Source organism: bacterium, assembly GCA_040755795.1.
In the GTDB taxonomy this organism is placed as follows: Bacteria; UBA9089; CG2-30-40-21; order CG2-30-40-21; family SBAY01; genus JBFLXS01.
In genome coordinates this window covers 1-12,726 of sequence record JBFLXS010000084.1, presented here as the reverse complement: position 1 = coordinate 12,726, position 12,726 = coordinate 1, and the positions used below count along the sequence as shown (strand labels likewise).

The 12,726-nt window shown below is 33.6% G+C and carries 13 protein-coding genes; all 13 read right to left on the bottom strand.

What is annotated here, in order from left to right; all coding sequences use genetic code 11:
• Positions 1–171 precede the first annotated feature (171 nt).
• Positions 172–1,458: a glycosyltransferase gene (locus tag AB1414_07585; protein ID MEW6607302.1), complete on the bottom strand. Its 1,287-nt coding sequence runs from the start codon at positions 1,456–1,458 to the stop codon at positions 172–174.
• Positions 1,459–2,139 carry an ABC transporter ATP-binding protein gene (locus tag AB1414_07580; GenBank protein MEW6607301.1) on the bottom strand — a complete coding sequence of 227 codons (681 nt, stop codon included), beginning with the start codon at positions 2,137–2,139 and terminating at the stop codon, positions 1,459–1,461.
• Positions 2,140–2,146: 7 nt separating this feature from the next.
• Positions 2,147–3,283, bottom strand: coding sequence for an efflux RND transporter periplasmic adaptor subunit (locus AB1414_07575; GenBank protein MEW6607300.1), 1,137 nt, complete (start codon positions 3,281–3,283; stop codon positions 2,147–2,149).
• A 25-nt stretch (positions 3,284–3,308) separates the two neighbouring features.
• The gene (locus AB1414_07570; GenBank protein MEW6607299.1) at positions 3,309–4,868 is read right to left on the bottom strand and encodes a TolC family protein; all 1,560 of its coding nucleotides are present in this window, start codon (positions 4,866–4,868) and stop codon (positions 3,309–3,311) included.
• Positions 4,865–6,652 (bottom strand): ABC transporter ATP-binding protein, encoded by a 1,788-nt coding sequence (locus AB1414_07565; GenBank protein ID MEW6607298.1) that lies wholly within the window; start codon positions 6,650–6,652, stop codon positions 4,865–4,867. Before AB1414_07565 ends, AB1414_07570 begins: the two co-directional genes overlap by 4 nt.
• The gene (locus AB1414_07560) at positions 6,642–7,739 is read right to left on the bottom strand and encodes a nucleotidyltransferase family protein (GenBank protein ID MEW6607297.1); all 1,098 of its coding nucleotides are present in this window, start codon (positions 7,737–7,739) and stop codon (positions 6,642–6,644) included. Before AB1414_07560 ends, AB1414_07565 begins: the two co-directional genes overlap by 11 nt.
• Entirely contained in the window at positions 7,736–8,032 is a 297-nt protein-coding gene (locus AB1414_07555; GenBank protein MEW6607296.1) for a PqqD family protein, read from the bottom strand. The genes AB1414_07560 and AB1414_07555 overlap by 4 nt, the downstream gene beginning before the upstream one ends.
• Positions 8,001–8,891 carry a hypothetical protein gene (locus AB1414_07550; protein ID MEW6607295.1) on the bottom strand — a complete coding sequence of 297 codons (891 nt, stop codon included), beginning with the start codon at positions 8,889–8,891 and terminating at the stop codon, positions 8,001–8,003. The genes AB1414_07555 and AB1414_07550 overlap by 32 nt, the downstream gene beginning before the upstream one ends.
• Positions 8,892–8,902: 11 nt before the next feature.
• Positions 8,903–10,096 carry an ABC transporter permease gene (locus tag AB1414_07545; protein MEW6607294.1) on the bottom strand — a complete coding sequence of 398 codons (1,194 nt, stop codon included), beginning with the start codon at positions 10,094–10,096 and terminating at the stop codon, positions 8,903–8,905.
• On the bottom strand, positions 10,075–10,686 hold the full coding sequence (locus tag AB1414_07540; GenBank protein MEW6607293.1) for a signal peptidase I: 612 nt from the start codon (positions 10,684–10,686) through the stop codon (positions 10,075–10,077). The genes AB1414_07545 and AB1414_07540 overlap by 22 nt, the downstream gene beginning before the upstream one ends.
• A gap of 33 nt (positions 10,687–10,719) precedes the next feature.
• The gene (locus tag AB1414_07535; GenBank protein MEW6607292.1) at positions 10,720–11,925 is read right to left on the bottom strand and encodes an ABC transporter permease; all 1,206 of its coding nucleotides are present in this window, start codon (positions 11,923–11,925) and stop codon (positions 10,720–10,722) included.
• A gap of 209 nt (positions 11,926–12,134) precedes the next feature.
• On the bottom strand, positions 12,135–12,284 hold the full coding sequence (locus AB1414_07530; protein ID MEW6607291.1) for a hypothetical protein: 150 nt from the start codon (positions 12,282–12,284) through the stop codon (positions 12,135–12,137).
• Positions 12,277–12,663 carry an SPASM domain-containing protein gene (locus AB1414_07525; protein ID MEW6607290.1) on the bottom strand — a complete coding sequence of 129 codons (387 nt, stop codon included), beginning with the start codon at positions 12,661–12,663 and terminating at the stop codon, positions 12,277–12,279. Before AB1414_07525 ends, AB1414_07530 begins: the two co-directional genes overlap by 8 nt.
• Positions 12,664–12,726 lie beyond the last annotated feature (63 nt).

The following is a 12,726-nucleotide window of genomic DNA, read 5'->3' as shown; positions in this document are numbered from 1 at the left end:
TATTATCGGCAGAAAACCATTTTAAGATAATACTTCTTAATATAAAAAACCTGAAATATAGGCTTGAATTTACTCAAAATAAAATTAATGACTTCTAATTAAGGGGTGTCGAAATCAGCGTTAGAAAATGGTTTTTTTGCAATTTTTTTGCAAAACTGTGCGGAATTTAGGTTAGCCTTCTTTTATCCCCCCTTGTAATCCTAAATGAGTTGCTTTTTGAGGAAGGTATCTTTTTTTTAGTATGTATTCATCAATAGTTGCTTTTAAGGTTGGAACTGCAACAAGGAAGAAGTACCATGGCATTAACAAAACAAAGATTCCTTCTTTCTTCAGGCGATTATCAATAAACATAGCTGTTCCTGTCCAGAACAAAGTAATTCCTATATATGCACCAAGAGGCAGATATAAAATTAAAAGATTAAAATTTGTTAAAATATCTATGATGTGTATCCCACTAATTACATCCAAAGCAATTAATGAACCTATTATAAAAAAGGTATTAGTAAAGTCTATTTTTTTCCTGAGATTAATCTTTTTATTCAAGTAAAAGCCTGGGAAATGGGCAATAAATGCCTGAATGCTTCCCAACATCCATCTATATCTCTGATGCCAATAATCTTTGAGAGTATATACTAACTCGTTATATGTGCATTCATATGGGTCGTATATTATCTTATAACCATATTGTTGAACACGATAAGTAAATTCTACATCTTCTGTTGCCAGATTATTATTGAATCCGCCTATTTCTTTTGCAACAGAAGTACGAATAAGTTCTCCGGGCCCCATACATCCAAAGTTTAATTCAAGATATGCTTTCGGGAGTAAGTATGTAAGATACAAAGCTGTAAATTCTATATCAATCAATTTAGTTAAAAGGTTGGTATTTGGATTTTTTGATTTTACCCTAGCATGGACCAGTGCTACTTCAGGGTCTTGAAAATGCTGAACTAATCGGTTAAAAAAATTCGGGCTTACTTCATTATCTGCATCTATAAGACAGATAATTTCATCTTTTATTGTTGTTAATGCTTCATTTAGCGAGACAGCTTTTCCTCTTTCAGCAAAAGAAGAGCGATTTATCAAGCTTATTATTCCTTTTCTTACAAGCTCTTCACAAATTTCTTTTGTTCCATCAGTAGAGGCATCATTTACTACTATTATTTCAAGTTTTTCTCTCGGATAATTACTTCTTAATATTGAATTAATTGTAGATGTGATCACTTTTTCTTCATTATGAACCGGAATTATCACTGAAATTTTGGGCTGAAAAGAATCTTCTGAAGAAACAGAGGTCTGTTTTTTAAATAATAATAAAGCAACGATAGTATAAAAACAAAGCCATGTTGATTGGATAGATATAAGAACCACACTCACATTCCATAATGTCTTCAAAAAAATAAAAGGGGAGAAGATACATCCCCCTATGATAATTCCTATAAGAATAATTAAACGCACTTAGACATTCTTCCTATCTGATAAGATCATTCCATCTCGAAGAGAAATAATTCTTGTAGCATATTTAGCTACTTTCTCCTCATGAGTTACCAAAATAATTGTTACTCCACTTTGATTTAATTCCTGAAATATCTTCATAATTTCCTCCCCTGTTTGACTATCCAAATTCCCTGTAGGCTCGTCAGCCAGAAGTAGAGAAGGATTATTAACTAATGCTCTGGCAATAGCTACACGCTGCTGTTCTCCTCCAGAAAGTTCGGAAGGTCGATGAGCTACTCTATGAGATAATCCTATTTGCGAAATTACTTCCATAGTTTTTTTATACCTTTCTTTGGTTGTTACTCCACCATATATCATGGGGAGTGCTACATTTTTTAATACACTCATTCGAGGTATAAGGTTGAAAGTTTGGAAGACAAAACCTATTTTTTTATTTCTTATTTCCGATAACTCGTTATCACTCAACCCGGCAATTTCTATATTTTCCAGTTTATATATACCTGAAGTAGGTCTATCAAGGCATCCAATGATATGCATAATAGTTGATTTTCCAGAGCCAGAAGGACCAATTATGACAACAAATTCTCCTTTTTGTATAGAAAGGGATACCCCTCGCAAAGCATGAATTTCTACCCTCTTAAGAGTATAAACTCTAGTTATATCATTCATTGTAATAATCATTTAACTTTTACCTCCCACTAACTCTTATAGACTTAACTACCATCCCTTCTACCAGATCTTCATCTGGTGATATACATACTTCTTCCCCTTCTTTTAAACCACTGCTAACCTCAATATCCTTATTCTCAACCCCTACTCTTCCCACTGTGATTTCTTTTTCCCAAACTATCCCATCTTTCACTACAAATAGTATTTTTTTATTCTCCTTAATGACCACAGCTTCAATAGGCACAACAAGTGATTTCTCAACGATAGTAGAAAACATTTCTACATTAACACTCCTGCCAATTTGTAACCCATGAAACGGCTTTTTTATTAAAATAACTACTTCAAAAAGTGAGAGATTACTATCTTTTATTGGAAATGGAGAAATCTTAATTACTTTTCCATGAAACTCTTTTCCAGGCAAGGTGTCAGTAGTAATTTTAGCTATCATACCTTTTGTTATCTTTCCAATATCAATTTCCGGGATATTGCATTTTACTACTAACTCATTTAAGTTAGCGACAGTAAATAAAATAGTTCCACAAGTTACCATCATTTCTCCTTCTATATCCTGTTCCATGATTACTCCTGAAATAGGAGAGGTGATTTTAGTTTGTATCTGAAGTTGTCTTTTTTTCTTTTCTTCAATCTTTAATTGTTGCTCGAGAAATTTTGCAGATACAACCGCTTTATTATATTCAACTTCTGCTGTTTCTACCATTTCTTTGCTTACTGCTTTCTCAAGATAGAGCTCTTTTAGACGAGTCCATTTTCTTAGAGCATTTTGGCAATCAATATCCACCTGTTGAAGTTCTACCTGCAACCTCTCTATGTTTTGGAGATTTTGAACAACCTCAGGAGTATCTATTGTTCCCCAGCACATACCTTTCTTTATCCTTTCCCCCACTTGTCCTTTTACATCCCTTAAAATACCTCCGATTTTTGCTCTAACTTTTACTTTTTCCATAGGTTCAATTATTCCTGTAGAGAAGACGCCTACATTCATCCTTTTATATTCCACAAGGGTAGTTCTAACTTTTTTAATTGAAGGATGTTGTTTATCCCAATAAAATTTACCTGCCAAAATAAGAACTAATGATACAAATATAGCACACACACTAATTGTGAAGATGCTTTTGAAAAATCGGTTCTTCCCCATTTTCCCTACCTTTATAAAGTTCTTCTTACCTCTCTCCACTCACTTTTAACTTCTCTAACGCTGCCATAGCAAGCATAAGGTTAAAAATTGATTCTTTTTTCTTAAATTTCAAATCAGCGATTACCTTTTGTGCCTGAATGACTTCTGTGATAAGCCCTATTCCTTCTCTATATCGAATATTAGCAATATGGACAAGGGATTCTGCTTGCTTTATCATTTTATCTAACGAAGCAATCTGCCGTTCTGCCATCTTTATTTTATTTAATGTTTCTTGAAAATCTATTCTTATCTTTTCCTTTTGTATTAGAATATCTAATCTTTCTGCTTCTACTTTTGTTTCATATTCTTTTACTTCTGCCTTTACCACTCCACTATCATAAATAGGCCAATTAAAATTCAATCTTACATCCCATCGATTACTTTCTTTGGTATTGACAAGAGTAGAATCGTACATTGTTCCCTCTATTCTTTTGTCTTGATACCCATAATCTATAATCAAGCCGATTTCAGGTTTATCTTTCTCTTTTACCTTTTCTAAATTCATCTCATCTATTTTGAGTTTTCTTTCCATTTCCTTTATTATACTGGATGTATTTAATGCTGATAAAAGAACTTCATCAAAGTTTACTTTTTGAACTTTATAGTCTAACTCATCTATCAATTCTATCTTTATTTCTTGAGGCAAACCGATGATACTTTTAAGTTTCTTACATTCTATCTCATAATCATCTATTGTCCCTAAAAGAGATTCTTTGGCTTTCTCTAATTGAATTTCTGCCTGTATAAGGTCTATTTCAGAAATTCTCCCTGCTTTTAACTTTGCATGTACGATGTTATATAGAGTTTTGGCCTGTTCAACTACTTCCTTTTGGATTTTTACCTTTTCATTTATTAAAAGGCAGCTAAAATATACATTCTTTATCTGATAGACGAGATTTTCTCTGGCAGAATTAAATGTTTCCTTTGCTATTTCTAGAGTGAATACTATATTCTTGAGAATCCGCTGATAGGGATTTTTTTTAAAAACAAAAAAAGGTTGATCAAGTTTAAATTCAATATTTGGCTTTTGAAAAGATTCATAAGAGGCATCTTTTCCCTCCAACTCACCTTTTAAGACATCTTTATCTATTTTTGTCTCCAGAGTAACTCTGGCTCCGGTAAGAAAAAGTTTTGTAACTGGCACTCCTGCTCTCCAGGCATGAGAATTTTTATATTTACTGGCTTCTGCTTCACTTATTTCAACTTCCTGCGGTATAATTATTGGCTCATCAAAGAATTTATAGCTTTTCGGGGTAAGATTAAGGTCTACTTTGATACCCCATAAATCTTTTAAAGCTTTTGCATATCCATATTGAACAGATATCAAATCTTTTCGACTCTTCTTTATTATCAAACTATTAGCCTCTGCCATTTTTATACATTCATCTAGACTATGGATAAATTTTATCTTCTCTGCTGAGACAAATGAAAAGCTTATAGATAAGAACACCCAATTAATTATTATTACTTTTGATGTAAATGTGATATTGTTTCCCATCTTTTTCCTTATCTCTTGCATGAGAATCTCTAACCTTAATTTTATCATCCGGGTTGCTTTTTGTCAATATTTAAATTTTTGAGTTGATTCTGAAATAATTTATAGAAACTACCTTTTTTATTAAATAACTCCTGAAATCTGCCCTTTTCTTTAATCTGCCCTTTATTCATGACTACAATCCTTTCTGCTTTTATTACTGCAATTGGGCGATGGGTAATAATAATAGTAGTTCTCCCTTTTCGTAATTTCATAATTGCCTCACATATCTCAACTTCCTTTTTAGGGTCCAGATATGATGTTGCCTCATCCAGAATCAACAACTCAGGATTTTTCAATAGAGTACGAGCAATAGCTATACACTGTCTCTCTCCTCCAGATAACTTTATACCTCTCTCGCCTATAACAGTGTTATAGGTATCCGGAAGCCTTGTAATTATCTCATCAACCATAGAGGTTTTAGATACCCTTATTATTTCCTCTAAAGAAGCTTCTCCTTTACCAAAGGCGATATTTTCATAAACTGTGCCATGAAAAAGCACTGGGTCTTGAGGAATAATACCTATTCTTTCTCTTAATGAGGTTAAATTAATTTTATTAATATCAATTCCATCTATATGAATACTCCCCAAAGTAGGATTATAAAGCCGAAGTAAAAGTCTTGCTAATGATGTCTTCCCTGAACCATTAGGTCCTACCAGAGCAATTATCTCGCCATCTTCTATTTCTAAATTGACACCATTTATAGCCGGGACTTCTTTTCCATTATACTTTAATACTATATCTTTAAATTTAATATCCCATTTTGTCTCTGGCTGAATATCAATTTTGGTTTGGGAATCCTGTATTTCTGGCTTTACAGAGAGGATTTCAAACACTCGTTCTCCACATGCCAGCACTCTTTGAAGAGAAATAGTAAATCCTATAATACCCATTACAGGACCAAAGACATATTGCAGATAGATAAATAGACTTACTACTGAGCCTGGAGTTAATCCCTTCTCCATAACACCTGCTAACCATACGATAGACAGCATAGTAATTGTAAATACAATATCTGAGACAGGTCCAGTAGAAGAGTGGAGTTTAGTATCTTTCATTAAGACTTCCAGATATTCCCTATTCATATTTGAAAATTTAGTAGTTATCTTCTTCTGGTGAAGAAAGAGTTTAATCTCCTTTATCAAAGATATTGCTTCTAAAAAATGAGTATTAATGAATGCTCTTTTCTCTTGAAGTAAAGAGCTGATTTGTCTTGTTTTTCTTCGGATTCCCTCAGTAAAAACTCCAACAAATATTGTTCCACCTATAAATAATAAAAATGCCTTCCATGAAGTAAGGAAGATAATCACCATTAACCCAATCAGAAAAAGGATATCTTTGATAAAGTAAAGTGTCCCGAAAATTATCGTTCCCTGTAGTTGTCCTATATCATTAAATGCCCTTGAAGATATATCACCTGTGTGTCGATTATCAAAGAAGCTTAAAGGGAGTCTCATCAAATGTGCAAAGAAATCCTCTCTTATATCAATAGTTAATTTCTGGGAGACATAGGAATTTAATATACTTAATGTATACTCCACTATACCCTTGCATGATACACATAAAACCCCTCCTATACACCACCAGGTTAACACTATCCGGTCAGCATTTTCAACAAGGATAATATCTACAATCTTCTTTACCAGAAGTGGAAAGCCTAACCCAAAGCCGTTACTGAAAAGTAAAAGGATTCCTATAATTATTAAAAGACCCTTATATTCCTTAGCATATGATAGTATCTTCGTAACCAATTTTCGTAATAGTTGAGAATCTTTATGAGAATTATTCATCATATTTAACCTTAAGTATTTGGCGAGTAACAAGAAAAGCCTTGATAAAATCAATTATACTGTCAGATATAATCCACGAGCAAAGTGCCCACTGTTGATGTCTTACATCTCTTAGCTTTGTAGGCAGGGATAAAATTTCTTCTTCATTAACAAGAAACCTGGACAACCATAGCCTTCTTAACCAATTCGCTTTAAGTCTGTTGAGGACAAACGAAGGAACAGGGGCATTTAATATTGTCTTGGCAAAATAAAGGGTAAAATAAACACTATTCTTTATTCTGTACCTTTTTGCCTTTGAGATAATATCCTGCCATGATATTTGGTCTTTGTCCTTGCGTATAAATTCTGAAATCTCAAAAAGTAAAATTAAACCACAAAAGATATGATGAATGCTAAAATGAGTACATAAAGTCAAAAGTGTGTCTTCTAATGAAAGTGTTAAAATTTCAATACCTTCAAATTCCATAGCAACTGCATTTTCCCATTGTTCATTCATATCTATTCGGGTAATTTTCTGATATTCTTGAACAGTAAAAAAGTGCCAGTGAAGATCAATTGCTACTCCTTTATCCGGATGATGATACCCCTCTTCCCAAAATACCCTTTCTTTTGGAGGGATAGGAAGATACCCATCTGATTTCAAGAGAGTACCGATTCTATAGCGGTCATCCTTATGAATTAAAAGGTCTATGTCATAGATAGGTTTATATTCTATTCCCAAAGAGATAATCTTTTCTAACACTATTCCTTTCAGGACTATTACCTTTATATTATTTTCTCTAAAAATCCCTAATAACCTCTTCAATTCGCCTATCATATACAAGTTCTTCTCAGTATTATTTCTATACTTTCTTTTAAGATTATTTATAACTCCTTCTGGGACTAACTGCTCCCAACCTGATTTTTTTATCTGCAAATACAGTAAAAGATGAATCCTTTGATATTCAGCATTTTTCAATAGATAGTCCCAATTTAATCCATCTTTTAATAGAGCCTCTGCTTTAATCTTTACTTCTTTATCTACTTCACATTGGCAACAATATTTAATAAACAAATCTTCTTTCTGTATTTTTGCATCTATATCTCTCATACCCTTTGAGAACCTTCCTGAGAACCTTTTAAATCTACAATTTTCTTATCATGAAGTGTCTCAATAAACCCCATAATATCTTGCTCTGCCTCTTTTTCTTCTACTTCGTATTCCTTGCAAATTACCCTTACAATATCTTCAATTGTTTTCTCTTGCTCAAGGAGTTCCCATATCCTTGTCCCAACCTCATTCAGCGAATGAATCATACTGTCTTCCGGAGTAAAGATTACTGCTTCTCCCTCGACTATTCTGGAAGCAGTTTTACTCCCTCGTAGCACTAATTTGTCTTTCATCTAAAATACACCTCCAAAAAGAATCATCTGGTAAAAAGTGAAGCTCATAACATGGGATTTTTTCTGCTATTCCGTAACCTAACTCAAATATTTTTTTACTCCGTATATCATCATTCATAAAGAATAATGTACTTCTCATGATTTCAGCAAGAGCGTCAATAGAAGAGACCCTTTTTAAGTGTACCTCTTTACTTTTCCTTGGAAATAGAATTGTTTCTACCCTTGTGGAAGAATTAACATCTGCTATCCCACCTTGCATTTCACCCCAAAAAGGGGTGCTAAAAACTCTATAAGTATTGTCAATTCTACGAATAATGCTTATTTCATCCGTAAAGACTGAATATTTTTTAGATAATCGTGCTATGGTAGTCTTTCCACACTCAGATTTACCACAAAAGACAAAGCCTTTATCATCGGTAGTGATAGAGGCAGCATGAAGAAGTATTCCCTCAAAATCGGGTAAAAAATAAGAGCTACAAATTCTTAGAAAAGTCTCAAGAGGACTCACATCTTTCTTCATCCGAATGGCTAATTTCCCACTTCTTTGTGCCAAATCTACTAACCCAGCATAAGGAGAATGAATAAATAGACTTTCTCTTTTGCCTTTGACTATCTCTATCTCTCCAAAACCCTTTGTGGGAATTTGTTCTTTAACCTGAGCTTCTAGAAACAAATCCGGGGTATTTATGGAGATAAAGGGGCTAAATCTCTTTTTGATTAACTGTTCAAGCTCATAATCATCCGTCTTTATTGAGAAGATTACTCCTCCAATTTCTATCCTTGTCTCATATCCTTTACCTGTAGAAATACTCCTTACTTCATCAAGAATTTTTTCTTTTATTTGCTGTTTATTCTTCATCTCTACCTCTTTTATTCATATCTCAAGGCATCAATAGGGCTTAAAGAAGATGCTCGTAAGGCAGGGTAGAGTCCAAATAAAAGGGTTAAAATAAGGGCTACCCCACATGAGATAACGATTGTCTGTAAAGAGATTATCACAGTAGTTGTTTTAATTAGCCAGTTAGAGATAAAATAACTTCCACCAATACCTATCAATATTCCTACGAAGCAACCTAACATCCCTATTATAAATGCCTCTATAAGAAATTGAATTAGTACATCTCTATTTTTAGCTCCCACTGCCTTTCTAATACCTATCTCCCTTGTCCTCTCAAGCACTGATTTTAGCATGATATTCATTATCCCAATCCCCCCGACTATGAAAAAGATAATCGATAGGGATATTCCAATTAAGGTGTTTCTCTTTAATATCTTGTATTCAGCATCTATAAATTCATCATAAGTATAAATACTACAAGAATAATTTCTTTCAATCTCAAAGGCACTTTTTGTTTGTTTACATAATCTTTTCAACGCCGTTTTATCCCTGGCTTGTATTTTTATATGACGAAGTTTACCACGCCTTCTTTCCGAAATAAGGTTTTCATCCATAAAAGTTAAAGGTAAGATAATACCCTCATTTTCTCCTAACCCACCTTGATAAATACCCACCTCATTTAAAATACCAACTACCCTCATAGGGAACCTCTTCTCTCCTTTAATGATAAAGATAGTCTCTCCTACAGGATTTCTCTTCCCAAATAAGTTAGAGGCAAGTCTATTCCTGATTACACCTACATTACATCTGGAGATTACTTCTTGATGAGTAAAAAATCTTCCATATTTTAAAGTGAAATTGTTCATATCTTTGTTCTCAGGTGTAGTGCCGTATATAAATGCTTCCATCGATTTGTTAAAATAGGTAATTGGAAAGTTAATTCCCCCAATATATGGGGCAATACGATAAACTCCCTCATATCTTTTTATCATTTCTACATCTTTTAAAGTAAATAACCCAGGTTTTGGTTCACTCCAAATTGTCATCAAATTACTTCCTATCTTTTCAAATTCTCTTTTTAAAAATACCTTGCGACTTTCAGAGATTACCACAGCTCCCATTAGTGTAGCTACACCAATACTTATACTAACTATACCAAGAGTTAATCTTCCTTTATTTGTCAATAAACAACTAATGGCACTTTTTATTGATTCATAGAGATGCATTTATCAGCCTTCACAATATCTTCACTAAACATTCTTGTAAAAATTAACAGTATTCCTATAAAAAGTTTTGGAATATCTATCATCGCAATCCAAGCTATTCTAAAAAGCAGCTTTTTAATCATAGGGTTTTTTATCGGGATAAGAATCCTTTTTATAATATATCTATGTCCATACCAGGTGATGAATGAATATATGGATAAAAGATAATTAAATAGTCTCATCCATACTGTATTAAATTCTAATCTTTTATTTCCCTTAATTATAGAGGTTACCTTTCCAATGATTCTTTTTGGAGGAATAAAACCATCTTCTAAAAAGCATGCGTCCCCTTTAATAAGAAAAAGATGCTTTCCGTTCTTTTTGTAAATTTTAATAACACGATGAACTCTCATTTGTCGAGCATTCTTATCAGGATGAAAAACAACAATATCGCCTTTTTTTATCTCTTGAGGTTTTGTCTTTTCAATAGCAATTTTTCCCTTTGTATTGATGAATGGCTCCATACTTAACCCATTCGGGTATAAAGGCATCTCCTCATTTTTACCAAGACATTCTTTAAATAGCAATAAGTCAATTTCATTCGCTTTCATTGTATCTGCTCATTTTTTAGGTTCCCTTTGTTCTCATTCATATCTTAAGGCATCAATAGGGTTTAAAGATGATGCCCGCAAGGCAGGATAGAGTCCAAACAAAAGAGTCAGACCAATAGCTACTCCAGATGAGATAAATATTGTCTGTAAAGAGATTATCACCGTAGTTGTTTTAATTAGCCAGTTAGAGATAAGATAACTCCCACTAATACCTATCAATATCCCTACTAAACAGCCTAATATACCTATTATAAATGCCTCTATGAGAAATTGAATTAATATATCTCTATTTTTCGCTCCCACTGCCTTCCTAATTCCTATTTCTCTTGTTCTCTCAAGCACTGATTTCAGCATGATACTCATTATTCCTATCCCTCCAACTATTAAGAATATAGTCGCTATACATAACCCAATCATGGTTGTTCTCTTTAAAAGCTTATATTCATAATTGATAACTTCCTGTTGAGTTATCACATCACAGGAATAGTTTCTCTGTAGTGCAAATGTCTTTTTTATTTGTTTAACTGCTGTTTTTATTGCAGAAGTTGATATAGTCTGTACCATAATATGGCGAAGTATCCCCTGCCAGCTTTTTGCGAGAATCTTTCCCCTTATGTATGTTAGAGGAAGAATAATTCCATTATTTTCCACCACAGCCATATACCATTGGAAAATGCCTATCTCTTTTAGGACACCAATTATTCTAATCGGAACCTTTCTTCCTCTAACAACTATAAAAATAGTTTCGCCTACTGGGTTTTTATTCCCAAATAGATTATATGCCAGATCGTTGCCAATAACACCAACATTACACTGTGATTCTTCTTCCTGATGGGTAAAAAACCTACCATGTTTCAAAGAAAGATTAATCATTTCCCTAAGTTGAGGTTCCCAACCTATTACCCATACATTATCTAAAATCTTATTAAAGTATTGTACTTGATGTCCCCCTCCACCTGCGCAGCCTGCCACATTTAAAACTCCCTGACAGTGTTTTATCATTTCTACATCTTTATCAGTTAGAAACTGACGATGCCGTGTTTCAGTAAAGACATTCATTAAATTAGTCCCCAGCTTTTCGATTTCTCTTTTTAAAAATACCTTACGGCTTTCAGAGATTACCATAGCACCCATTAATGTAGCCACACCAATACTTATACTAATTACTCCAAGAGTTAATCTTCCTTTATTCGCCAACAAACAACTAATGGCACTTTTTATTGATTCCAAAAACCACATTTATCAGCCTCCACAATATTTTTACTAAACACCTTTGTAAAAATTAATAGTATTTCTATAAAAAGTTTTGGAATATCTATCATAGAATCCAGGTTATTCAAAAAAGCAAATTTAAAAGGATTCATGTTTTATTTTTTCCATTTTTTAGCACCCACCCCACCTACTATTAACTTAGGCAGAGTGGGCACTAAAAACTTCGCACTTTTTCATTAGCTCTTAATGTGCATACCGCGACATGCAACATTATTCTCTTTAGCATAACAATCAGGATCAGGTAAATATGAGGTAGCACATCCAAGAGCAGCTTGTTCAAACATCTTCTCGGAGCTAATGGCCGGTTTTTGATAAACCTTACGCATTCCTAATCACCTCCTTTCGCTTTTCAGCAATTCGTTTAGCTTCTTTGCAGCACCCTGTAAGATTTCCATCCTCTAAAGCAGCCTGCCCAATACATACTTGACAATAGGGAAGGAGTTCACAGGTATTGCATGTTAAATCAGAGACCAATAATTCCCTCAATTTTATAAGCTCTTTTGATGACCACCATATTTTATGAAAAGGTTCTTTGGTTACATCCCCTGCTTCTGTAAAAAGCTGAATACATGGGGTAACCTTCCCAGTAGGAGTAATACGGCATGTAATTCTCCCTGCACCACATGGAACACCTTCTCTTATTTGGCTCTTTTGACTTTTGAGTGGGTAAATGATATAATAGGTAAAATCCCAATCAAAATCCAAAGGAGCAAATATGATAACAAAACATATATTTGAGCAGGCCTTAAATATTCAAGAGCCATGGTA

Bases quoted from the DNA above. Each gene is read 5' to 3' on its own strand.
- AB1414_07540 (MEW6607293.1), bottom strand. From the start codon at position 10,686: ATGAAAGCGAATGAAATTGACTTATTGCTATTTAAAGAATGTCTTGGT.
- AB1414_07560 (MEW6607297.1), bottom strand. From the start codon at position 7,739: ATGAGAGATATAGATGCAAAAATACAGAAAGAAGATTTGTTTATTAAA.
- AB1414_07570 (MEW6607299.1), bottom strand. From the start codon at position 4,868: ATGATAAAATTAAGGTTAGAGATTCTCATGCAAGAGATAAGGAAAAAG.
- AB1414_07565 (MEW6607298.1), bottom strand. From the start codon at position 6,652: ATGATGAATAATTCTCATAAAGATTCTCAACTATTACGAAAATTGGTT.
- AB1414_07535 (MEW6607292.1), bottom strand. From the start codon at position 11,925: ATGTGGTTTTTGGAATCAATAAAAAGTGCCATTAGTTGTTTGTTGGCG.
- AB1414_07575 (MEW6607300.1), bottom strand. From the start codon at position 3,283: ATGGGGAAGAACCGATTTTTCAAAAGCATCTTCACAATTAGTGTGTGT.
- AB1414_07550 (MEW6607295.1), bottom strand. From the start codon at position 8,891: ATGAAGAATAAACAGCAAATAAAAGAAAAAATTCTTGATGAAGTAAGG.
- AB1414_07580 (MEW6607301.1), bottom strand. From the start codon at position 2,139: ATGATTATTACAATGAATGATATAACTAGAGTTTATACTCTTAAGAGG.
- AB1414_07530 (MEW6607291.1), bottom strand. From the start codon at position 12,284: ATGCGTAAGGTTTATCAAAAACCGGCCATTAGCTCCGAGAAGATGTTT.
- AB1414_07555 (MEW6607296.1), bottom strand. From the start codon at position 8,032: ATGAAAGACAAATTAGTGCTACGAGGGAGTAAAACTGCTTCCAGAATA.
- AB1414_07545 (MEW6607294.1), bottom strand. From the start codon at position 10,096: ATGCATCTCTATGAATCAATAAAAAGTGCCATTAGTTGTTTATTGACA.